This window comes from Pseudomonas sp. UBA6323 (genome assembly GCF_002439135.1).
Classification (GTDB): Bacteria; Pseudomonadota; Gammaproteobacteria; order Pseudomonadales; family Pseudomonadaceae; genus Aquipseudomonas.
Genome location: NZ_DJSX01000006.1, coordinates 28,005 through 48,980, shown reverse-complemented (window position 1 = coordinate 48,980; position 20,976 = coordinate 28,005). Strand labels below are relative to the sequence as shown.

Annotated in this window: 22 protein-coding genes; 21 read left to right on the top strand and 1 reads right to left on the bottom strand. The window is 64.2% G+C overall.

Features of this window, described 5'->3' with window-relative positions; all coding sequences use genetic code 11:
• The first annotated feature begins 11 nt into the window (after window positions 1–11).
• The 5 genes from selO to B3P22_RS01360 all read left to right on the top strand — a co-directional run bounded on the left by selO (window position 12) and on the right by B3P22_RS01360 (window position 5,534).
• Window positions 12–1,475, top strand: coding sequence for a protein adenylyltransferase SelO (gene selO, locus B3P22_RS01380; protein WP_296269589.1), 1,464 nt, complete (start codon window positions 12–14; stop codon window positions 1,473–1,475).
• Window positions 1,476–1,720: 245 nt separating this feature from the next.
• Window positions 1,721–3,511, top strand: coding sequence for an SLC13 family permease (locus tag B3P22_RS01375; RefSeq protein ID WP_296269588.1), 1,791 nt, complete (start codon window positions 1,721–1,723; stop codon window positions 3,509–3,511).
• Between the two features lie 59 nt (window positions 3,512–3,570).
• The gene (gene trxC / locus B3P22_RS01370) at window positions 3,571–4,005 is read left to right on the top strand and encodes a thioredoxin TrxC (protein ID WP_296269587.1); all 435 of its coding nucleotides are present in this window, start codon (window positions 3,571–3,573) and stop codon (window positions 4,003–4,005) included.
• Between the two features lie 166 nt (window positions 4,006–4,171).
• On the top strand, window positions 4,172–4,615 hold the full coding sequence (locus B3P22_RS01365) for a PaaI family thioesterase (protein WP_296269586.1): 444 nt from the start codon (window positions 4,172–4,174) through the stop codon (window positions 4,613–4,615).
• Between the two features lie 121 nt (window positions 4,616–4,736).
• Window positions 4,737–5,534 (top strand): universal stress protein, encoded by a 798-nt coding sequence (locus B3P22_RS01360; protein ID WP_197856983.1) that lies wholly within the window; start codon window positions 4,737–4,739, stop codon window positions 5,532–5,534.
• Between the two features lie 46 nt (window positions 5,535–5,580).
• Here B3P22_RS01360 and B3P22_RS01355 read toward each other — a convergent pair whose 3' ends face one another.
• Window positions 5,581–6,351, bottom strand: coding sequence for a ParA family protein (locus tag B3P22_RS01355; protein ID WP_275545482.1), 771 nt, complete (start codon window positions 6,349–6,351; stop codon window positions 5,581–5,583).
• A 252-nt stretch (window positions 6,352–6,603) separates the two neighbouring features.
• Here B3P22_RS01355 and B3P22_RS01350 point away from each other — a divergent pair, with 252 nt between their 5' ends.
• From B3P22_RS01350 to B3P22_RS01275, 16 genes are read left to right on the top strand one after another with little or no spacing between them, the layout of a single operon-like run.
• Window positions 6,604–7,320, top strand: coding sequence for a beta-ketoacyl synthase chain length factor (locus tag B3P22_RS01350; protein ID WP_296269585.1), 717 nt, complete (start codon window positions 6,604–6,606; stop codon window positions 7,318–7,320).
• Window positions 7,293–8,102, top strand: a complete 810-nt coding sequence (locus B3P22_RS01345; protein WP_296269584.1) for a lysophospholipid acyltransferase family protein — start codon at window positions 7,293–7,295, stop codon at window positions 8,100–8,102. The genes B3P22_RS01350 and B3P22_RS01345 overlap by 28 nt, the downstream gene beginning before the upstream one ends.
• Window positions 8,083–8,343, top strand: a complete 261-nt coding sequence (locus B3P22_RS01340) for a phosphopantetheine-binding protein (RefSeq protein WP_296269583.1) — start codon at window positions 8,083–8,085, stop codon at window positions 8,341–8,343. The genes B3P22_RS01345 and B3P22_RS01340 overlap by 20 nt, the downstream gene beginning before the upstream one ends.
• A gap of 12 nt (window positions 8,344–8,355) precedes the next feature.
• Entirely contained in the window at window positions 8,356–8,622 is a 267-nt protein-coding gene (locus tag B3P22_RS01335) for an acyl carrier protein (protein WP_024306675.1), read from the top strand.
• 4 nt (window positions 8,623–8,626) lie between these two features.
• A complete protein-coding gene (locus B3P22_RS01330) occupies window positions 8,627–9,172 on the top strand; it encodes a hypothetical protein (protein ID WP_296269582.1) in 546 nt (181 codons plus the stop codon).
• Window positions 9,169–10,836, top strand: a complete 1,668-nt coding sequence (locus tag B3P22_RS01325; protein WP_296269581.1) for an acyl-CoA synthetase family protein — start codon at window positions 9,169–9,171, stop codon at window positions 10,834–10,836. Before B3P22_RS01330 ends, B3P22_RS01325 begins: the two co-directional genes overlap by 4 nt.
• Window positions 10,829–11,575: a glycosyltransferase family 2 protein gene (locus tag B3P22_RS01320; RefSeq protein WP_296269580.1), complete on the top strand. Its 747-nt coding sequence runs from the start codon at window positions 10,829–10,831 to the stop codon at window positions 11,573–11,575. The genes B3P22_RS01325 and B3P22_RS01320 overlap by 8 nt, the downstream gene beginning before the upstream one ends.
• On the top strand, window positions 11,572–12,519 hold the full coding sequence (locus B3P22_RS01315; RefSeq protein WP_296269579.1) for a glycosyl transferase: 948 nt from the start codon (window positions 11,572–11,574) through the stop codon (window positions 12,517–12,519). Before B3P22_RS01320 ends, B3P22_RS01315 begins: the two co-directional genes overlap by 4 nt.
• Window positions 12,500–14,041 carry an HAL/PAL/TAL family ammonia-lyase gene (locus B3P22_RS01310; RefSeq protein ID WP_296269578.1) on the top strand — a complete coding sequence of 514 codons (1,542 nt, stop codon included), beginning with the start codon at window positions 12,500–12,502 and terminating at the stop codon, window positions 14,039–14,041. The genes B3P22_RS01315 and B3P22_RS01310 overlap by 20 nt, the downstream gene beginning before the upstream one ends.
• Complete coding sequence (locus B3P22_RS01305) at window positions 14,034–14,459, top strand: acyl-CoA thioesterase (protein WP_024306669.1); 426 nt, start codon at window positions 14,034–14,036, stop codon at window positions 14,457–14,459. The genes B3P22_RS01310 and B3P22_RS01305 overlap by 8 nt, the downstream gene beginning before the upstream one ends.
• A complete protein-coding gene (locus B3P22_RS01300) occupies window positions 14,456–15,058 on the top strand; it encodes an outer membrane lipoprotein carrier protein LolA (RefSeq protein WP_296269577.1) in 603 nt (200 codons plus the stop codon). Before B3P22_RS01305 ends, B3P22_RS01300 begins: the two co-directional genes overlap by 4 nt.
• Window positions 15,042–17,369 (top strand): MMPL family transporter, encoded by a 2,328-nt coding sequence (locus B3P22_RS01295; protein WP_296269576.1) that lies wholly within the window; start codon window positions 15,042–15,044, stop codon window positions 17,367–17,369. The genes B3P22_RS01300 and B3P22_RS01295 overlap by 17 nt, the downstream gene beginning before the upstream one ends.
• Window positions 17,366–18,514, top strand: a complete 1,149-nt coding sequence (locus tag B3P22_RS01290) for a sodium:proton antiporter (protein WP_296269575.1) — start codon at window positions 17,366–17,368, stop codon at window positions 18,512–18,514. Before B3P22_RS01295 ends, B3P22_RS01290 begins: the two co-directional genes overlap by 4 nt.
• Window positions 18,501–19,748 carry an NAD(P)/FAD-dependent oxidoreductase gene (locus B3P22_RS01285; RefSeq protein ID WP_296269574.1) on the top strand — a complete coding sequence of 416 codons (1,248 nt, stop codon included), beginning with the start codon at window positions 18,501–18,503 and terminating at the stop codon, window positions 19,746–19,748. Before B3P22_RS01290 ends, B3P22_RS01285 begins: the two co-directional genes overlap by 14 nt.
• A 12-nt stretch (window positions 19,749–19,760) precedes the next feature.
• The gene (locus B3P22_RS01280) at window positions 19,761–20,480 is read left to right on the top strand and encodes a class I SAM-dependent methyltransferase (RefSeq protein WP_296269573.1); all 720 of its coding nucleotides are present in this window, start codon (window positions 19,761–19,763) and stop codon (window positions 20,478–20,480) included.
• Window positions 20,480–20,974, top strand: coding sequence for a hypothetical protein (locus B3P22_RS01275; RefSeq protein ID WP_296269572.1), 495 nt, complete (start codon window positions 20,480–20,482; stop codon window positions 20,972–20,974). The genes B3P22_RS01280 and B3P22_RS01275 overlap by 1 nt, the downstream gene beginning before the upstream one ends.
• Window positions 20,975–20,976 lie beyond the last annotated feature (2 nt).

Sequence of the window (20,976 nt, the reverse complement as noted above, 5' to 3'; positions counted from 1 at the left end):
AGGAACCTCCCGTGAAAAGCCTCGACCAGCTAGCCTTCGACAACCGCTTCGCCCGTCTCGGCGATGCCTTCTCCACCGAGGTGCTGCCCGAGCCTATCGAGCAGCCGCGCCTGGTGGTGGCGAGCGAGTCGGCCATGGCCCTGCTCGATCTCGCCCCTGACGAAGCGCAACGCACCGAGTTCGCCGAGCTGTTCGCGGGGCACAAGCTGTGGGAAGAGGCCGAGCCGCGCGCAATGGTGTACTCCGGCCACCAGTTCGGCGGCTATACGCCGCGACTCGGCGATGGTCGCGGCCTGCTGCTCGGCGAGGTGGTCAACGCCGCTGGCGAGCACTGGGACCTGCACCTCAAAGGCGCCGGCATGACGCCCTACTCGCGCATGGGCGATGGCCGTGCGGTGCTGCGCTCGTCGATCCGCGAGTTCCTCGCCAGCGAACATCTGCATGCGCTCGGCATTCCCAGCTCGCGCGCGCTGTGTGTCACCGGCTCGGAAACGCCCGTGTGGCGCGAGAAGAAGGAAAGCGCGGCGATGGTGCTGCGTCTGGCGCAGAGTCATGTGCGCTTCGGCCACTTCGAATACTTCTACTACACCCGCCAGCACGAGCAGCTGAAGACGCTCGGCGAACACGTCATGGCCTGCCATTTCCCGGCCTGCCTGGAGCAGGACGAGCCCTGGCTGGCGCTGCTGCGCAAGGTGATTGAGCGCACCGCGGCGATGATCGCCTACTGGCAAGCCTACGGTTTCTGTCATGGGGTGATGAACACCGACAACATGTCGATCCTCGGTATCACCTTCGACTACGGCCCCTACGCCTTCCTCGACGACTTCGACGCCAATCACATCTGCAATCACTCCGACGACACTGGCCGCTACAGCTTCAGCAACCAGGTGCCCATCGCCCATTGGAACCTGGCGGCCCTGGCTCAGGCCATGACCCCATTCGCGTCCGTGGAGCGCCTGCGCGAGGCGCTGGAACTGTTCCTGCCGCTGTACCAGGCACACTACCTCGATCTGATGCGCAAACGCCTGGGCTTCACCAGCGCCCAGGACGACGACGAAGCGCTGATCCGGCGCCTGTTGCAACTGATGCAGCAGGGCAAGGCCACCGACTACACGCTGTTCTTCCGCCACCTTGGCCAGCAGGCGCCTGCCGAAGCGCTGGAAGTCGTGCGTGACGACTTCGTGGATCTGGCCGGCTTCGATGCCTGGGGCCAGGATTATCTGGCGCGCTGTCAGTTGGAAGGCGGGGAACAAAACGAACGCCAGGCGCGCATGCACGCGGTCAATCCCAAGTTCATCCTGCGCAATTATCTGGCGCAGCAGGCCATCGAAGCGGCCGAGGCTGGTGACTATGGTCCGGTGCGCGAACTGCACGCGGCGTTGTCCCGCCCGTTCGAGGAGCAGCCGGGCAAGGAACGCTATGCCGAACGGCCGCCTGAATGGGGTAAGCACCTGGAGATCAGTTGTTCGTCCTGAGGTTCGGCTCGGCTCGCTCGGTCGCTTATCTGTTAAACCGAAAAGGCATATCAATCTATCCAAACATTCTTAGACTATCTAAGAGAACCTCTCTATCTTGGCGCCCAGCCAGGCCGCCCAGTGCGTGCCCGATACCTCACACGAGATTCGACGCAAAAGAACCTGCCTGCCGCCCCGCCAGTTGAGACCCTACTGCCCAAACAGTCAGGCGCCTTGCGGATCAGAGGCCGGTTCTAAGGATTTTCATGCTCTGGGATTCCCTGCCCCTCCTCTTCGTCGGCGCCCTGCTGATCTGGGTGCTCTATGCCTTCATTCGGGAAAAGTGGAGTCCGGACATCGTCGCCGCCATCGCCGTAGCCGCCTTGCTGGTCAGCCAGTTGCTGACGCCGGGCGAAGTGCTCAGCGTGCTGTCGAACTCCGCACCGGTCACCATCGCCTGCATGTTCGTGCTGTCCGCCGCGCTGGAGCGTACTGGCTGCATCGACGCCCTCGGCAACTGGCTGGGGGATCTGGTTGGTACCAGCCCGATTCGCGTGCTTACCGGCCTGACCGTGACCGCACTGGTGGTGTCCGCCTGCCTGAACAACACGCCGGTTGTGGCCATCCTCACCCCGGTGGCGATCGCTCTGGCACGCCGAGCCGGCACCCTGCCTTCCAAGCTGCTGATTCCGCTGTCGTACGCCACCATCCTTGGCGGCACCCTGACCATGATCGGCACCTCGACCAACATCCTGGTCGACGGCGTGGCGCGCAAGGCCGGTCTGGCGCCCTTCGGTATCTTCGAAATCACCGGCGTCGGCCTGGTAATGGCTGCTTGCGGCATGCTCTATCTGCTGACCATCGGCCGCCACCTGCTGCCGGAGCGCGAGACCCTGTCGCGCCAGTTGCGCCCGGACCTGTCGCGTACCTTCATGACCGAACTGCTGGTGCCGCACGACTCGCCGATGATCGGCAAGACCCTGCACGAGGCCAACCTCAACGGTGGCAGCGGCCTGCAGGTGCTCAAGCTGTTTCGCGACGAACAGGAGCTGACCGAGCCCGACGCCGAAACCCAGCTCGCAAGCGGCGACCGTCTGGTGCTGCATGGCCAGGTCAAGGATGTGGTGGAGCTGCGCGAAAGCGGCCACCTGAGCTTCAACCGTGGCGACGCCTTCGAGACCATCAGCAGCCACGACGTGATCCTTGCCGAAGCCATAGTCGGGCGTAACTCACGCTACAGCCACCGGCCGATGCGCGATCTGGACCTCACCGCGCGCTATGGCATCGCCGTGCTCGCCGTGCATCGCCAGGACGAAAATGTGCAGGGCAACCTCGACGAGTTCGAGCTGCAATTCGGCGACGTGATGCTGGTCGAAGGCACCCCGGCGCAGATCAAGCGCTTCGCCGACAACGGTGAGCTGATCAGCCTCAACGCCGTGCAGGAGCGCGCCTTCCGCCGCGACAAGGCGCCCATCGCCATTCTCGCGACCCTGGCCGTGATGCTGCTGGCCGCCTTTGGCGTGATGCCCATCGAGGGCCTGGCGATCATCGGCGCCGTGACGGTGCTGGCCACCCGCTGCCTGGATGTGGAAGACGCCTACAAGGCGGTGGTCTGGAAAATCCTCAGCCTGATCTTCGGTATGCTGGCGATCAGCATCGCCATGGACAAGGTCGGCCTGGTCAGATTGCTGGTGGAGAACGTCATGAGCTGGCTGCCCTGGGCCGGCCCGCTGTTGATGCTGAGCTTCATCTACCTGTTCACCTCGATCCTCACCGAGATGCTGTCGAACAACGCGGTGGCGGTGCTGGTGACCCCCATCGCCATCGGCATGGCCCAGCACCTGGGTGTCGATCCGCGCGCCTTCGTGGTCGCGGTGATGTTCGCCGCCAGCGCCAGCTTCGCCACGCCCATCGGCTACCAGACCAACACCTTCGTCTACAACGCCGGCGGCTATCGCTTCACCGATTTCATGAAAATCGGCATTCCGCTGAATCTGCTGTTGTGGGGCGTCGCCTCGCTGGTCATCCCCTGGTTTTTCCCGCTGACGCCGGTCTGACTTGATATACCGGGGTGGCGACTCCATCTGGAGCTTATGACCCACGGAGTTTCGCCACCATGCCCGATTCGCTGCTGATTCCCTGCCCGCATTGCAACGGGCTCAATCGCATCCCCGCCGAGCGCGTCAGCGATGCCCCGCGCTGCGGCCGCTGCAAGAGCGATGTACTGCCCGCGGCCCCCATCACCCTGACGCAAGGCAACTTCGCCAGCCAGCTCAAGGGCGACCTGCCGCTGCTGGTGGACGTCTGGGCCAGCTGGTGCGGCCCCTGCCAGGCCTTCGCCCCGACCTTCCAGCAGGCTGCTGCGCAACTGCAAGGACGCTGCCGCCTGGGCAAACTCGATAGCGAAGCCAACCCCAACCTGGCTGGGCAACTGGGCATCCGCTCGATCCCCAGCCTGATCCTCTTCAAGGGCGGCGTCGAAGTTGCCCGCCAGAGCGGGGCCATGCCGCTGCCGCAACTGCAGGCCTGGCTGCGCCAGCAGGGCATCTAGGTACGCCTGTAGCCGGATGCAATCCGGGGACGGCCGACTTGCAATTCCCGGATTGCATCCGGGCTACGGTCTGAGCGCTTCGGTCAGTCAGCACGGGCGCTGCGGTCAATTGCAGCGCAGGGAGCAAGCCTTAGTCTGGCGAAGCGCCCGCCAAAGGAGTCTCGCCATGCCGCTGCCCACGGAAATTGCCCGCCAACTTACCGAAGAGCAGATCGCCTTCGTCAAACGCAGCGGCCTCAAGGCCGAGGTACTCGAACCCGGTTTCGTACGCCTGCGCATGCCCCTGCAATGCAACCAGAACCATATCGGCAGCATGTATGCCGGCGCCCTCTTCACCCTCGCGGAAATTCCCGGCGGCGCGCTGTTTCTGACCAGCTTCGACGCCCAGCGTTTCTATCCCATCATCAAGGAAATGAACCTGCGCTTTCGTCGTCCGGCCATGGGCGATATCCAGGTGGAGGCGCGTCTATCGGCAGAGGAAATCGCCCGTCTCGAAGAACAGGCGAGCCAGCACGGCAAGGCCGACTACCTGCTGGAACTGCAACTGACCGACGGCAGCGGTGAAGTCGTCGCAGAAAGTCGCGGTCACTATCAATTGCGTTTACGCTGAATGGCGTCGCTAGCGGATTCGCAATCGGTAACGGTCCCCGACCTTGCCACAGGTCAAAAGAGCGGCTATCTGAACAGGCACAATAAAATTGCCGACGGGTATCGGCAGGAGAGCCGCCACCATGTTCAATCACATCCTCATCGCTCATGACCTGCGCGACACCGCCGACATGGCGCTATGTCGTGCCACCCAGCTGGCACGCCAGCACGGTGCCCGCCTGACTCTGCTGCATGTGCTGGATCCGAGTCAGAGCAGTGAGCAACACGAAAAGGCACGCCAGGCACTGGACCGCAGCCTGACCCAATACGCCCCGCCCGGTACCGAGCTGCGCATGCTCAGCGGCAAGCCATCGGACGTGGTGCTGCAACAGGTTCAGGACAGCGGTTGCGACCTGCTGGTACTGGGCGGGCATCAGAAACGTCACGACTTCTTCTCCGGCACCAGCCTCGACCGTATCGCCCGTCGCTGCACCGTGCCGCTGCTGCTGGTAGCGCGTAACGACTTCCAGCCCTATCAACGGGCGCTGGCCGCCATCGACTTCTCCCTGTGCGCCTGCAGCGCTCTGGGACAGGCCTACCTCCTTTTGCCTGGCAAGGCCGAGCTGCATGCCCTGCACGTGTTCGAGCCGGACAAGGGCACGCCGCAGCAGGTCGAACTGCAACTGCAGACCCAGCAGGGACTGATCGATCAATTGCTGCATGACGAGGCGCAGAAGCTTCCGGCCGACGGGCCTAAGCTGAGCCACGAAGTGCTCCAGGGCGGCATCCTGCGCAGCCTGCAGGAGCAGATCAAGACCCGCCGTGGTGAGCTGCTGGTGCTCGGCAGCCATGGCCGCAGCGCCTTTTCCCAGGCGCTGCTGGGCAGCCTGGCGCAGCATTTCCTGCACAAGGCGCCCTGCGACGTATTCGTGGTGCGCTAGAAGCAGCGGTTTAAGAAAAAGGCGCCTCCGGGCGCCTTGCTCATGCTCAACCGGCGTTGAGTAGGTCGTGCAGCTCGACGAACTGCTGCGTCAGCTTATGCCGCGCATCGAGATGGATCAGCGGCGTGCAGGCCTGGTGCGACTCGCGCATCTTCACCGAACTCATCAGGTTGACCGGCAGCACCGGCAGCCCTTCGGCGATCAGCTCGTCCAGGAGCTGCTGCGGCAGGGTGGCACGCGGCTGGAACTGATTGACCACGATGCCCTCCACCTCCAGCGCCTCGTTGTGATCCTCCTTGAGCTCCTCGATCTCGGCCAGCAGGCCGTACAGGGCGTTTCGCGAGAAGCTGTCGCAGTCGAAGGGGATCAACACACGGTCGGCGGCAATCAACGCGGACACCGTATAGAAATTCAGCGCCGGCGGGGTGTCCATGTAGATGTGATCATAATCCTCGGCCAATTCGTCGAGCAGTTTGCGCAGCTTGTTGATCTTGTGCTTCTGCTCCAGCTTGGGCTGCAGTTCGGCCAGTTCGGCGGTGGCGGTGACCACATGCAGGTTGTCGAACGGCGTCTCATAGATGTCGACCTTGCCCTTCTTGGAAAACGGCCCGGACGAGAGGATCTGCTTGAAAAAATCAGCGATCCCCATGGGGATTTCCTCGCCGGTCAGCCCGGTGAGGTAATGAGTCGAATTGGCCTGGGCATCCAGGTCGATCAACAGCGTGCGATAACCCTGCGCCGCACTCACCGCCGCGAGATTGCAGGCAATGCTGGACTTGCCTACGCCGCCCTTCTGGTTGAACACCACACGTCGCATCGCTGCTCTCCCTGTTCAGGAATGTTCCGAATTCTATGCAAAGCCCATGACAGACACGAGAAGCAGACCACATTGCCACCATCCGCCTATCAGAAGAAGCTGCACAACATTTGCACAGTTCTGTGCGCATCTAGATAATGCCCGACCGAACAGATACCGGCACTATGCCATGGACGCGGACTGAGCTCTTTTCGTTCAGGCGTATCGTCGTGCCGAACAGAAGTATGCCCGGAGTGGCGAAAGCCTCGTGCTATGAATTTCCAGATCGAAGGACTGCGCGCCTGGGCCCCCGGCCTGGAGTCAGAGGATGACTGGCGTGCCTGGTGCAGCGCCCCTGTGGTCGTGCCCGACGACCAGCAGCAGCCGGACGTCAGTTTTCTACCCGCCATGCAACGTCGCCGCCTCAGCCGGTTGGCACGAATGCTTTTCCATGTCGCCTGGCCTCTCGTTGAAGGACGAGGCCCGCTCCCCCTAGTGTTCGCATCGCGTCACGGCGAAACCCCCCGCACGCTTGCCATTCTTAACGAACTGGCGAAAGGTGAACCACTGTCGCCCACCCAGTTCAGTTTATCCGTGCACAACGCGATCATTGGCCTGTGGTCGATCCTGCGCGAGGACAGCAGCGAAATGACCGCCATTGCAGCGACAGGAGACGGTCTGGAGCATGCCATGGTCGAGGCTGGCGGGCTACTCGCCGAGGGTGTCCCCGGCGTCTTGTTGGTCGTCGCAGAAGAATCGCCGCCCGGCCTCTATAGACCCTATATAGATGACGTACCTTTTTCCTACGCGGTGGCTCTGCTGCTGAAACCCGGCAAAACCTGGACCTTGAGCCTCGCGCCCGCCGAATCCGGCTTATCCGCCGCCTGGCCACATCCCCTGAACCTGTTGCGCGCCTACCATGGCGGGCAGCGAACGCTGATTCACTACTGGAAAGACCGTCAATGGACCTGGTCACGCAACGAGGACTGAGTGCCTACAGCCCGCCGTATGCCTGGAGGCTCATTGCGACGGCACTGAGTTTCGCCCTGTTCGGCATAGGCGGCGTGCTGCTGCGCGTGCTGGTTTTTCCGGTACTCGGCCTGCTCCCTGGCGACCTGCTGCAGCGCCGCACTCGCGCGCGCGCAGTGGTCAGCCGCACGTTTCGCGTATTCGTCGAGTTCATGTTCCGCACGGGTGTACTCACGTATGAGGTGGAGGGTGCAGAGCGCCTGGGGCGCCCTGGGCAGATGGTGATCGCCAATCACCCCTCGCTGATCGACGTGGTCGTGCTGATCGCCTTCATCCGCGACGCCAACTGCGTGGTCAAGCAGAGCCTGTGGGAAAACCCCTGCATGCGTGGGCCGATTCGCGCCGCTCAGTACATCAGCAACAGCGGCAGCATGGACATGCTCGACGAGGCAGCAGGCGCCCTGCAAAGCGGCGAAACCCTGATCATCTTTCCCGAGGGCACCCGCACGGTGCCCGGCACCAACCCGGAGTTTCACCGCGGCGCCGCAGCGATCGCGGTGCGCGGCGCCAAGGTGGTCACCCCCGTTGTCATCAGCGTGACGCCCACGACCCTGACCAAGGCCGAGCCCTGGTACAGCATCCCGTCGCGTCGTTTTCATTTTCGCTTGCGGGTCGGGGAGGATATCGACCCGCGGCAATTCACCGAGCAGGCCCCATTGCCGATTGCCTCGCGCAAGCTCAACGACCATCTGCATCAACACTTTATGAAGGAACTCGCCTTAGATGAGCGATCTGCAACGTGAAATCAAGACCCTGATCATCGATGCCCTAGGCCTCGAGGACATGAGCGCCGACGATATCGGCACTGAACAGACTCTTTTTGGCGAAGGCCTGGGCCTGGACTCGGTAGACGCTCTGGAGCTGGGGCTGGCGATCCAGAAACGCTTCGGCATCAAGATCGACGCCGAAGCCAAGGATACTCGCAAGCACTTCGCCAATGTCGCGAGCCTGGCTGCGTTCGTTTCCGCCCAGCAAACCGCTTGAGGATTACTCCAGATGCAAAGCCGCGAAGAAATCTTCGTCACCCTGCGCAGCGCCCTGGTAGAGCTGTTCGAGCTGGATGAAGAGCGTGTGACCCTGGAAGCCAGCCTGTATGAAGATCTGGAGATCGACAGCATCGATGCAGTCGACCTGATCGACCACATCAAACGACAAACAGGCCGCAAGCTCGCCGCCGAAGAATTCAAGAGCGTACGCAGCGTGGGCGACGTGGTCGAGGCCGTGTACCGCCTGATCAACGAAGCGCCTCAGGCGCAAGCCTGACCCCATGGCTCGCCTGTTTGGCCTGCTGCTGCTGATAGCCGGCGTACTCTATCCCTTCGCCGTCTACTACGGCATGGAGCACTGGTCACCCCGCCTGTTCGCTGCCCTGCTGGGCGGACTATGGCTCGCCCGTGCGCTAACGGCGCGCCGTCGCCCAGGCGGCCTGTGGCTGGCCGCGGCTGCCCTGGTGTTCTGCCTGGTACTCGGCATGGCGGACGAACCGGCGCTGTTGCGCTGGTATCCGGTACTGCTCAACCTCATGCTGCTGGCACTGTTCGGTCTCAGCCTGAAGTTCGGCCCGCCGCTGGTCGAGCGCATGGCACGCCTGTGCGAGCCCGAACTGCCGGAAATCGCGGTGCGCTATACCCGCAGGGTCACCCAGGTCTGGGCACTGTTCTTTCTCGGCAACACCTTCCTGTTGATGGCCCTCGCGGCCTGGGCTCCGCTCTCCTGGTGGACGCTTTACACCGGATTGATCTCTTACGGCCTGATTGGCCTGATGTTCGCTGGCGAATGGCTGATCCGTCAGCAAGTAAGGAAACACGAATGACCTGGCTGCCCCTCACCGACCTGCTGCTGGAGGCTCACCCGGAGCGCCTGGTCGCCCTGGAACCGAACCTTCACCAGCCTGAGCTGCGCCACCGCGCCTTGTCTCTGGCCGCGGCCCTTCAGGCGCGCGGAGCTCAGCGCGTAGCGCTGTATCTGGAGGATGCCGGTGAACTGGCCGTCGCGCTGCTCGGTGCCTGGCGCGCCGGTGTGCAGGTACTGCTGCCGGCCGATGCCCAGGCGCAAACGCGACAGCGCCTGGCCGCGCAGGTCGACCTGTGGCTGGACAGCCTTGACCAATTCGAGGCCGCCACCGCGCTGCCTGGCGCTCGCCTGCAGCCCGACGCCTGCCGCCTGACCCTGTGTACCTCAGGCTCCAGCGGCGAGCCCAAGCTGATCGACAAGAGCCTGACGCAGCTGGCCAATGAGGTCGAGGCGCTGGAACAACTCTGGGGCGCCAACCTGGGTACGGCGACCATGCTCGGCAGCGTGGCCTGCCAACATATCTACGGCCTGCTATTCCGCCTGCTCTGGCCCTTGTGTGCCGGTCGCCCTCTGTATCGTCGGGCCCTGCCTTTTCCCGAAGACCTGCAACGGGCGAGCCTGAGCCACACCGAATTCGCCTGGATCGCAAGCCCGGCCCTGCTCAAGCGGATGGGCGACAACCTCGACTGGCCAGCGCTGAGCCGGGTCAAACAGGTCTTTTCCTCCGGCGGTGCCCTGCCGGCAGAAGCAGCTCAGGCACTGCACGAACGCCTGGGTCAGTGGCCAACGGAAATCTACGGCAGCTCGGAAACCGGCGGTATCGGCTGGCGCCAGGGCGACACGGCCTGGCAGCCATTCCGCGGGGTCGAATTGAGCCTCGATGAAACCGGCGCCCTGCGCATCGTCTCGCCATACCTGCCGGCAGGGCATATCGAACAGAGCGCGGATGCCGCCGAGATCGGCGCTGACGGCCGTTTCGTCCTGCGTGGACGCCTCGACCGCATCGTCAAGCTGGAAGAAAAACGCATCTCCCTGCCCATGCTCGAACAAGCGCTGATCAGCCATGACTGGGTCGCCGACGCCCGTCTCGGTGTCGTTCAGGAAGGCCGCGCCTTCCTCGGCGCAGTGCTGACTCTCAGCCCGAGCGGCGTATACGCACTGCGCAACCAGGGCCGCCGCACCCTGACCGAGACCCTGCGCCGGCACCTGGCCGATCACTGCGAGGCCATTGCCCTGCCGCGTCGCTGGCGCCTGTTGCTGGAACTGCCCTACAGCAGCCAGGGCAAACTGCCGCAAAGCCAGATCGACAGTCTACTGACTGCCCCGCGGCCGACGCGGGTAGAGCCCGTGAGCGCTGAAGAGCGCGACGGCGAATGGCACCTGCAGCTGCTGGTACCGCTGGACCTTGCCCATTTCACCGGCCACTTCCCGCAAACCCCGGTGTTGCCGGGCGTGGTGCAGGTGGACTGGGCCCAGCAGCTGGCCCGTGACCTGATCGCCCAGCTGCCACCTCGCTTCGCCGGCATGGAAGTGCTCAAGTTCCAGCAACTGGTACGCCCCGGCGACACCCTGCAGCTGACCCTGCGTTTTGATGCCGAACGCGGCAAGCTCTACTTCGCTTACCACAATGGCGATGCGCCCTGCTCCTCCGGTCGAATTCTGCTGGAGCCGGCCCATGGCTGAGTCAGGCTTCAAGCCCTGCGCGGTGATCCCGGTTTACAACCACGAGCGGCCATTGCCCGGCGTGGTCAGCGAACTGCAGCGCGCCGGGCTGCCCTGCGTGCTTGTGGATGACGGCTCCAGCGCCTCCTGCGCTGCAGTCATGGACCAACTGGCGCAACAGGCGGACGTTCATCTACTGCGCCTGCCCGGCAACCTGGGCAAGGGCAGCGCGGTGATGGCCGGCCTGCGCGAAGCGGCGCGCCTCGGTTACAGCCATGCCCTGCAGGTCGATGCCGACGGCCAGCACGACCTGAGCCGGATCGACGATTTCCTCGACACCGCTCGAGCGCATCCAGAAGCGATGGTATGCGGCTACCCGCAATACGATACGAGCGTGCCCAGATCGCGCCTCTATGCCCGCTACCTGACCCACGTATGGGTGTGGATCAACTGCCTGTCGCTGCAGGTTCGCGACTCCATGTGCGGCTTTCGCGTCTATCCGCTGCCCGCCACCCTGGCGCTGCTCGACAGCGTGAAACTCGGTCGGCGCATGGATTTCGATACCGAGATCCTGGTGCGCATGGCCTGGCGCGAACAGCCGATGCACTGGTTGCCGACTCGCGTACATTACCCGGCCGATGGCCTCTCGCACTTTCGCCTGTGGCACGACAATCTGCTGATTTCGGCCATGCATGCCCGCCTGTTCTTCGGCATGCTGCTGCGCGCGCCACGCATTCTCTGGCGCAGGCTGGTCGCATGAGCACTGCCGAGCATAACGATCACTGGGCGCGGCAGAAGGAACGCGGCAGTTTTCTGCTGATGCGTTTCACCGTCGCGGCCGCGCGCCTGCTTGGCCGCCGTCCGCTGGTGCCGCTGCTGTATCTGATCGTCCTGTATTTCTACACCTTTGGCCGCAGCGCACGCACCAGCATCCAGGAGTATCAACACAACTTGGCAGCCTGGAGCGCACGTCCCGACTTGCGCCCCAGCCGGAGATCGGTGCTTCGTCAGTTCTTCGCCTTCGCCGATAGCCTGCTGGACAAGGTCGATGTGTGGAATGGCCGCCTGGCGCTGCAGGAACTGCAGCTGGTCGACCCCGACAACCTTCGTGAACGACTGCACGGCGACAGCCGTGGCCGTCTTCTGGTAGGCGCGCACCTGGGCAATCTGGAAGTGTGCCGGGCCTTGGCCGAGCTGGGCGAAAAGGTGCGCATGAACGTGCTGGTGCACACCAAGCATGCCGAGCGCTTCAACCGGCTGCTGGGCGAGTCCGGCGCCAGCCACCTGCGCCTGATCCAGGTCAGCGAACTGGACCCGGCGATCATGCTGCAACTGGCCGAACGCCTGGAACGCGGTGAATGGCTGGCTATCGCCGGTGATCGCGTGCCCCTGCACGGCGGGCGCCGCGTGGTGGTCGACTTCCTCGGTTTGCCGGCCGCTTTCCCCCAGGGCCCCTGGTTGCTGGCCGGCTTGCTGCAGTGCCAGGTCGACCTGATTCACTGCCTGAAGATCGACGGCCGCTACCAGGTGCGCCTGGAGCACTTCGCCGACGCGGTGACCTGGAAGCGCAGCGAGCGCGATCAGGTGATCCGCGACTGGACACAACGCTATGCGCAACGCCTGGGTGAACACTGCCTGGACGCCCCACAACAATGGTTCAACTTCTACCCATTCTGGAAGCGAGATGACGACATACCAGCCTGAGCCGGTGATCTTCGGCGAGCGCGCCCTGACCATCGAGAACATCGTAGCCCTGTCGCAGCGCCAGGCTCGCGCCCAGTTGCAGGACGATGCGGCTTACCGGGAAAAGATCGCCAAGGGCGCACGCTTTCTCGACACCCTGCTGGACAAGGAAGGCGTGATCTACGGCGTCACCACCGGCTATGGCGACTCCTGCGTGGTGGCGGTGCCGCTGCACCAGGTCGAGGCCCTGCCCCAGCACCTGTTCACCTTCCATGGTTGCGGTCTGGGCAAGCTGCTCGACGCACCCAGCACGCGTGCCGTGCTCGCCGCCCGCTTGCAGTCGCTGTGCCACGGTGTGTCCGGGGTACGGGTGGAGCTGCTGGAGCGCATCCAGGCGTTCATCGATCATGACGTGCTGCCACTGATCCCGGAAGAAGGGTCGGTCGGTGCCAGCGGCGATCTCACCCCGCTGTCCTACGTCGCCGCCACCCTCAGCGGTGAGCGCGAGGTGCTGTACAAGGGCGAACGACGCAGTGCGGCGGATGTGCATCGCGAACTGGGCTGGACGCCGCTGACTCTGCGTCCGAAGGAAGCCCTGGCGCTGATGAACGGCACCGCGGTGATGACCGCCCTGGCCTGCCTGGCCTACGCCCGCGCCGACTACCTGCTGAAGCTGGCCACGCGCATCACCGCGCTCAACGTGATCGCCCTGGAAGGCAACCCGGAGCATTTCGACGAGCGCCTGTTCGCCGCCAAGCCTCATCTTGGTCAGACCCAGGTCGCCGCCTGGATTCGCCAGGACCTGGCCGTCGAGGCGCCGCTGCCGCCGCTGCACCGCCTGCAGGACCGCTACTCGATCCGTTGCGCACCGCACGTGCTCGGGGTGCTGGCCGACAGCCTGGGCCTGCTGCGTCAGTTCATCGAGACCGAACTCAACAGCGCCAACGACAACCCATTGTTCGATGCCGAGACCGAACGCACCTTGCACGGTGGGCATTTCTATGGTGGGCATATCGCCTTCGCCATGGACAGCCTGAAAAACCTGGTGGGCAACGTCGCCGACCTGCTCGACCGCCAGCTCGCCCTGCTGGTCGACACCCGTTACAACCATGGCCTGCCGAGCAATCTGTCCGGCGCACCAGTGGAAACGGCGATGATCAACCATGGCTTCAAGGCCGTGCAGATCGGCGCCAGCGCCTGGACCGCCGAAGCGCTGAAGAACACCATGCCGGCCAGCGTGTTCTCGCGCTCCACCGAATGCCACAACCAGGACAAGGTGAGCATGGGCACCATCGCCGCACGCGATGCGCTGCGCAGCCTGGAGCTGACCGAGCAGGTGGCCGCCGCCACCTTGCTGGCCGCCAACCAGGGCGTCTGGCTGCGCGAGCGTGCCGGCAAGCGCGACATCCCGGCGCCGCTGGCGGCGATGCGCGAGCAACTGGCCTGCGACTTCCCGCCGGTGATCGAAGACCGCGCCCTGGAAGGCGAGCTGCGCCTGTGCCTGGAACGTATCCGTGCCCAGCACTGGAGGCTGTATGCGTAGCAAGGGCGTACTGCAGGCGGAAATCGAACTGCAGGTGCAGTTCTATGACGTCGACATGATGGAGATCGTCTGGCATGGCCACTACGTCAAATACTTCGAGCAGGCGCGCTGCGCGTTGCTCGACAAGCTCGACCACAACTACCGGCAGATGCGCGACTCCGGCTACGCCTGGCCGGTGATCGACCTGCAGGTTCGCTACGTGCGCGGCGCGCAGTTCGGTCAGCGCATCATCGTGCGCGCCGACCTGGTCGAATGGGAGAGCCGCCTGAAGATCAACTATCTGATCAGCGACGCCGAGACGGGCGAGCGCATGACTCGCGGCAGCACCGTGCAGGTGGCCGTGGAAATCGCCACGCGGGAAATGCAGTTCGCCTCGCCACAGGTCTTCATCGATGCCGTGCAGAGGGCCATTGCGTGAAACGCCTTATCGGTGCGGCTCTGGGCCTGGTCCTGACAGCCACAGCGCAACTGGCGCTGGCCTTCGACCTCGACCAGCTCAGTGAGCAGCTCGGCAAACCCGAGGTGGTGCGCGGCAGTTTCGTTCAGGAAAAGCACCTGCGTGCCCTGCCGCAACCGCTGACCAGCCGCGGCACCTTCGTCCTGGCCAGGGATCACGGCCTGCTCTGGCTACTCGAACGCCCGCTGCAGCAGGACTACCGCATCGACGACAAAGGCATTGCCCGGCGCACCGAGCAAGGCTGGCAGTTCGTCGCCCAGCAAAGCGCCACTGCCCAGCAGAACCGCCTGTTTCTCGCCGTGCTCAAGGGTGACAGCAGCGGCCTGCGCCAGGACTTCGAACTCAGCCTGAGCGGCACCGCCGACGCCTGGCAGCTCGATCTGAAGCCGCGCAGCGTGCTGCTCAAACAGGTATTCAACGCCATCGTGATCCGCGGTGGTGAGCTGGTGCAACGCATCGAACTACAGGAAACCCAGGGCGACAGCACCGTGCTGCGTCTCGAGGACAATCAGGCCGACCAGTCCCTGAGCGACACGGAGCAACATGACTTCCAGAGTTGAATACTGGGGCTCACGACTGTTCCCGCTTGCCCTGCTGCTGCTCATTGTCGTTGCCGCCTGGCAGTGGCGCGGCGGTGCACCGATCTCGGCCAACCTGCTGGAGTTGGTGCCCAGCGGCAAGCCTGAAGCCCTCGAAGAGCAGGCCGTGCAGCGCATGCAGGAGCCGCTCAACCGCGAACTGCTGGTACTGATCAACCACCCGGAGCGCCAACAGGCCCTGGCGCTGGCAGCGCAGCTGGGCGCCCGCTGGCAACAGCAGACGCTGTTCGAGAAGGTGCAGTGGGACCCGCAAGCCGACCTGAGCGCCATCCGCCAGCAATTGCAGGAGCAACGCCTGGCGCTGCTGCCGCCAGCCGACCGCCAGTTGCTGATCGACGATCCTGCGGCGTTCGTTGCCAGGCGCATCCAGGACCTGTTCGACCCCTTTCGCAGCCAGGGTGTCGTCGCCACCAATGACGATCTGCTCGGCCTGAGTACGCTGGCCGAGAAGAATCTCCCGCATCATCACAATATCCAGGTCGATCTCAGCGGTGCGCTGATCGCCGAAAACGCCGGCACCACCTGGGCCCTGCTGCGCGCCCAAACCAATGCCGACGCCTTCGACGGCAACCTGGCTCTGGCAGTGGACGATCTGGTCGCCCAGGCGCGCACTGAAGTCGAGGCGCGCGGCGGCCAGATGCTCGCCAGCAGCGGCCTGCTCTATTCCGCCCATGGCCAGCGGCAGGCCACCCGCGAGATCAGTCTGATGGGCGGGCTGGCCAGTGCTGGCGCCCTGCTGATGATGCTGCTGGTGTTCCGACGCGTGCGCGTGCTGCTGGCGTTCGTACCGGCCGCCATCGGCGTGCTGGCCGGACTTACGGCCTGCGTCGCGGTATTCGGCCATGTCCACGTGATGACCCTGGTGCTGGGCGCCAGCCTGATCGGCGTGGCCGTCGATTATCCGCTGCACCTGCTGTCGAAAAGCTGGACGCTGCAACCCTGGGACAGCTGGCGTGCCCTGCGTGCCACGCTGCTCGGCCTGACCCTCGGTCTGCTGACCAATGTCATCGGTTATCTCGCCCTGGCCTTCACGCCCTTCCCGGCGCTCAAGCAGGTGGCGATCTTTTCTGCTGCCGGTCTCCTCGGTGCCTATCTGAGCACCCTGTTTCTACTGCCGACATTGCTGGGCAAGGCCGCGATCCGTCCGTGGCAGCCGCCCCACAACTTGGCGCAGCACCTGCTCGCCTGGCGCGAAGCCTTGCTGCGTCGCCTGTCGACACCCTGGCTGCTGTTGATCTTCGCCCTGTTCTGCGCGGGCGGCCTGCTGCAACTCTCGCACAAGGACGACCTGCGCCAGTGGGCCAGCGTGCCGCCGCAATTGCTGGAGCAATCGAAAGCCATCAGCCAGATCGTCGGGGCGCAGCCTACCAGCCAGTTCTTTCTGGTGCGCGGCGACGACGAAGAGCAACTGCTGCAACGCCAGCTGCAGTTGAGCCAGCGCCTGGACAAGCTGGTGGAGCAAGGCCAGCTGAAGAGCTACCTGGCTTTGAGTCAACTGGTAGCGCCCGTCTCCCAGCAGGCAAAACTGCGCCAGGCACTGGCGCAGCTGCCGCAACACAGCGCCGCGCTCACCGAGCTGGGCATTCCCCTCACCGCCATCGAGCAAGAGGTGCGGCAGCTGCAAGCGCTGCCACTACTGAATATCCAACAGGTGCTCGCCGCACCGCTCGGTGAACCCTGGCGACCGCTCTGGCTGGGCAATGAAGCCAACGGTCAGGTTGCCGGATTGATCAGCCTGCAGGGACTGAGCGACAGTGACCTGCTCGTGGCGCAGTCCGAAGGGCTGGAAGGCGTAAAGCTGGTCGACCGCCTCGGCGAACTCAATCGCCTGTTCGCCGCTACTCAGGTCAGCGCCGCCGAGTTGAAACTGGCCTCCTGCCTGCTGATCTTCGTCGTGCTGTGTTTCTCGTTCGGCGCACGCGGCGCAGCTCGCGTGCTGGCGGTATCGCTGCTGGCAGCGTTGGCCAGCCTGGCGAGCCTCGGCTGGCTAGGCCAGCCGCTGACGCTGTTCAGCCTGTTCGGCCTGCTGCTGGTCACCGCCATCGGCGTCGACTATGCCATTCTGATCCGTGAACAGGTCGGCGGCGCCGCCACCAGCCTGCTCGGCACTCTGCTGTCGGCACTGACCACCTGGCTATCGTTCGGCCTGCTGGCAGTGTCCAGCACACCGGCGGTGAGCAACTTCGGCCTGACCATCAGCATCGGCCTGGCCTTCAGTTTTCTTCTCGCCCCCTGGGCTGCTGATGCACATAAACGGGAGCAGCATCCGTGAGCGTCGCTCTGTTCTGGCTATTGGCCCTGGTGCTCTACGCGATGGTCAGCGTACTCGGCGGGCGACGCCTGATTCCCATCGTCGGCCAACTGCTGGTGGCCGCGCTGGCCATCCCGGCGCTGCTGTTACTCTGGGCCGAGCCGCACCTGCACCTGAGCGCCGCCGAGCTGCTCGCACCCGGCTGGCTGGACCTGGCCTATGGACTGTGTTTCGCGCTGCTGCTGGGCTACATCCTCAGCGATGTGATCGACCTGGACCTCAGCCCGGCGTGCGTGAAGATCGCCCTGCCCAGCTTTCTCGTGCCGATGCTCGCCGGCCTGGCCTGTTCGCTCTGGCTGCTGCCCGGCGAGCGCGGCTGGCTGAGTGCGATCGGGATCGGCCTGCTGTTCTCCATCACCGCCATTCCCGTGCTCTACCTGTTTCTGCAGAGCATCGGTTACACGGCGGCCGACAGCAAACGCCTGCTGCATGCGGCGATCCTGATGGATTTCATGTGCTGGAGCCTGTTCGGTCTCGCTCAGGGCAGCAGCCAGCCCACGATACTCCTGTGGCCCCTGCTGGCGGCGCTGCTGCCTCTGCTGCTGCGCTCACTCAGGCTGAACCACCCCGCGTTCTACAGCCTGCCATTCTTCGCCTTGATGCTGGCCTTCGAGCAGCTTGAACTGAATGCGCTGGTGTTCGGCATCGGCTACATGCTGTGCCTGGGCTACCTGCGCCAGCCCTTCGTCCTGCCGCTGGCGGAGCGCCACTGGAAGCTGGCGATGAATGGCCTCGCGGTTCCGCTGATACTCACCTATGGCGTGCTGCGCGTCGATTTCCATGGCCTGGATCAACACCTGTCCTGGCTGGTGATAGGTACCCTGCTGGCGCTGCCGGTCATCAGCAAGGTGCTTGGTAGCTGGCTGGGCCTGCATTGGGCAGATCCGGCTGCGCCGGCCCGGATCAAATGGCGTGAAAGCCTGCTGCTGAATATCCGTGGCCTGACCGAAATCGTGTTCCTCAACCTGCTCCTGCAGCTCCAGCTGATTGATTCAACGGTGTACTTCGGCCTGCTGCTGATGAGTCTGTTCTCTACTCTGCTACCTGCCCTGCTGGGTCGGCACGTGGCCAATCATGAAGCGAAAGCCCGCTATGAAATCTCCTGAACTCGAACAACGCCAGATCGTCGTCATCGGTGCCGGTCCGTCCGGCGCCATCGCCGCCGCCATTCTCAAACGCCAGGGCCATGACGTGCTGGTGCTTGAGCGCCAGCGTTTCCCACGCTTTTCCATCGGCGAAAGTCTGCTGTCGCACTGCCTGGACTTCGTCGAGGAAGCAGGCATGCTCGAAGCGGTGCAGGCAGCCGGTTTCCAGACCAAGCACGGCGCCGCGTTCGCCTGGGGCGATCGTTACACCAGCTTCGACTTCCGCGACAAGTTCACCGAGGGCAAGGGCTCGACCTATCAGGTGATTCGCGCCGACTTCGACAAGCTGCTGGCCGACGAGGCCGAGCGTCAGGGCGTGGAGATCCGCTACGAGGAGGAAATCTTCGCCGCGGATTTCTCCGGCGACTGCCCGCGCCTGTCGGTACGCCGCCTGGCCGACGGCTTCGAGTACCAGGTCGAGTGCGCTTTCGTCCTCGACGGCAGCGGTTATGGCCGTGTACTGCCGCGCTTGCTCGACCTCGACACACCGTCGGCCTTCCCGGTCCGTCGCGCCGTGTTCACCCATATCGAGGACCGTATCGACCCGGCCTCGGGTTTCAACCGCGAGATGATCCTCATCACCACTCACCCGACCCTGCGTGACGTGTGGTTCTGGACCATTCCATTCAGCAACGGCCGCTGCTCGCTGGGTGTGGTCGCTGCGGCCGAGCACTATGAGAACTACCCGAAGGATCTCGATGCCTGCCTCAAGCAGTTCGTCGCCGAAACCCCATCGCTGAGCAAGGTGCTGGGCAATGCGGTGTGGGATACACCGGCGCGCGAGATCAACGGTTACTCGGCCAACGTCAAGAGCCTGCACGGGCCAGGCTTTGCCCTGCTGGGCAACGCTGCCGAGTTTCTCGACCCGGTATTCAGCTCGGGGGTGACCATCGCCATGCGCTCGGCGAGCATGGCCGCCGGACTGCTGCATCGTCAGCTGGGTGGCGAAAAGGTGGACTGGGAAAACGAGTTCGCCATCCCGCTCAAACGCGGCGTGGACACCTTCCGCGTCTACGTCGAAGGCTGGTACGAGGGTTCCTTCCAGGACGTGATCTACTACGAAAAAGCCTCCCCGGAGATCCGCCGCATGATCAGCTCGATCCTTGCCGGCTACGCCTGGGACGGTAAGAATCCCTATGTTTCCGAACCTCGTCGGCGCCTGCGGGTGCTGGCCGAGCTTTGCTCCTCGAACTGACAAGGACCGTCGATGAACGCCCTGCGCCCCGTCTCGCCCACCTACGTCGAAGAAACCCGCTTTGGCTTCTGGTTCCTGCAGAGCCATGTGTGGCAACACCACGTACTGCGGGTCGCGATCACCGATCTGGTACGCCTGCTAGGCGAACCACTGCCGCACGCCCCCGTCCTGCTGGACGCGGGTTGCGGCCAAGGGCGCTCCTTCGGCCTGCTCGACGCCGCCTTCGTACCGGCGCGGATGATCGGTCTCGACGCCGACCCACACAGCCTCGAGTGCTCGCGCCGCGAGGCCGAGCGCCTCGGCCTGGAGGTTGAGTTGGTCGCCAGCGACTGCGCGGCAATCGACCTGCCCGACGCCAGCGTCGACCTGCTGTTCTGCCATCAGACGCTGCATCACCTGGTGGAACAGGAGAAAGCCCTCGCCGAGTTCTGGCGCGTGCTCAAACCGGGCGGGCGACTGCTGCTGGCCGAGTCGACCAAGTTCTACATCGACACCTGGGTGATCCGCTGGCTGTTCCGTCACCCGATGCACGTACAACGCAGCGCCGAACAATACCTGGACATGCTGCGTGAGCAGGGTTTCCAGTTCGACGATGCCAGCACCTCCTATCCCTACCTGTGGTGGAGCCGGGCCAAGGACTTCGGCCTGCTGGAGCGCTGGGGGCTGATGCGTCCCAAGCCCGTCGGCAAGCGCGACGAAACGCTGCTCAACGTAGTGGCGCGCAAGCCGTGATGCCACGCATACTCCTGTTCGTCGTCAGCCTGCTGCTGAGCGCCTGCGCCGCCCATACCCCCGTGCCGCAAACGCCACCAGTACTGGTCGCCCCCTTGCCGCTCAGCCTGCAGATCCAGCGTGAGCAGGCGCAGGTGCGACAGGACTGGCTGCTGGTGATCCAAGGCGAGGGCTCGGCCCTGCGCTGGTCACTGATGGATCCACTCGGCATCCCACAGGCACGCCAGCTGCTGGATGCAGGACAATGGCGCAACGACGGCTTGCTGCCCCCAAATGCCGAGGCGCGTGAACTGTTCGCCGCGCTGTTGTTCGCTCTGACCCGAGAGGATGCGCTGCAGGCCTACCCGGCCAGCAGTTGGCAACAAGCAGGCGATGACCGGCGCCGACTCGCGCCGGACTGGATCATCGACTACCACGGCCCGCTGGATTTCACCCTGGGCAAGACCGGCCTGAACTACCGGATACGTGCACTGAACCTGGAAGAAAACGATTGATG

What these genes read in the sequence shown, in the direction of transcription:
- B3P22_RS01375 (WP_296269588.1), top strand. Translation starts at nt 1,721, where the DNA reads ATGCTCTGGGATTCCCTGCCCCTCCTCTTCGTCGGCGCCCTGCTGATC.
- trxC (WP_296269587.1), top strand. Translation starts at nt 3,571, where the DNA reads ATGCCCGATTCGCTGCTGATTCCCTGCCCGCATTGCAACGGGCTCAAT.
- B3P22_RS01365 (WP_296269586.1), top strand. Translation starts at nt 4,172, where the DNA reads ATGCCGCTGCCCACGGAAATTGCCCGCCAACTTACCGAAGAGCAGATC.
- B3P22_RS01360 (WP_197856983.1), top strand. Translation starts at nt 4,737, where the DNA reads ATGTTCAATCACATCCTCATCGCTCATGACCTGCGCGACACCGCCGAC.
- B3P22_RS01355 (WP_275545482.1), bottom strand. Translation starts at nt 6,351, where the DNA reads ATGCGACGTGTGGTGTTCAACCAGAAGGGCGGCGTAGGCAAGTCCAGC.
- B3P22_RS01350 (WP_296269585.1), top strand. Translation starts at nt 6,604, where the DNA reads ATGAATTTCCAGATCGAAGGACTGCGCGCCTGGGCCCCCGGCCTGGAG.
- B3P22_RS01345 (WP_296269584.1), top strand. Translation starts at nt 7,293, where the DNA reads ATGGACCTGGTCACGCAACGAGGACTGAGTGCCTACAGCCCGCCGTAT.
- B3P22_RS01340 (WP_296269583.1), top strand. Translation starts at nt 8,083, where the DNA reads ATGAGCGATCTGCAACGTGAAATCAAGACCCTGATCATCGATGCCCTA.
- B3P22_RS01335 (WP_024306675.1), top strand. Translation starts at nt 8,356, where the DNA reads ATGCAAAGCCGCGAAGAAATCTTCGTCACCCTGCGCAGCGCCCTGGTA.
- B3P22_RS01330 (WP_296269582.1), top strand. Translation starts at nt 8,627, where the DNA reads ATGGCTCGCCTGTTTGGCCTGCTGCTGCTGATAGCCGGCGTACTCTAT.
- B3P22_RS01325 (WP_296269581.1), top strand. Translation starts at nt 9,169, where the DNA reads ATGACCTGGCTGCCCCTCACCGACCTGCTGCTGGAGGCTCACCCGGAG.
- B3P22_RS01320 (WP_296269580.1), top strand. Translation starts at nt 10,829, where the DNA reads ATGGCTGAGTCAGGCTTCAAGCCCTGCGCGGTGATCCCGGTTTACAAC.
- B3P22_RS01315 (WP_296269579.1), top strand. Translation starts at nt 11,572, where the DNA reads ATGAGCACTGCCGAGCATAACGATCACTGGGCGCGGCAGAAGGAACGC.
- B3P22_RS01310 (WP_296269578.1), top strand. Translation starts at nt 12,500, where the DNA reads ATGACGACATACCAGCCTGAGCCGGTGATCTTCGGCGAGCGCGCCCTG.
- B3P22_RS01305 (WP_024306669.1), top strand. Translation starts at nt 14,034, where the DNA reads ATGCGTAGCAAGGGCGTACTGCAGGCGGAAATCGAACTGCAGGTGCAG.
- B3P22_RS01295 (WP_296269576.1), top strand. Translation starts at nt 15,042, where the DNA reads ATGACTTCCAGAGTTGAATACTGGGGCTCACGACTGTTCCCGCTTGCC.
- B3P22_RS01285 (WP_296269574.1), top strand. Translation starts at nt 18,501, where the DNA reads ATGAAATCTCCTGAACTCGAACAACGCCAGATCGTCGTCATCGGTGCC.
- B3P22_RS01280 (WP_296269573.1), top strand. Translation starts at nt 19,761, where the DNA reads ATGAACGCCCTGCGCCCCGTCTCGCCCACCTACGTCGAAGAAACCCGC.
- B3P22_RS01275 (WP_296269572.1), top strand. Translation starts at nt 20,480, where the DNA reads ATGCCACGCATACTCCTGTTCGTCGTCAGCCTGCTGCTGAGCGCCTGC.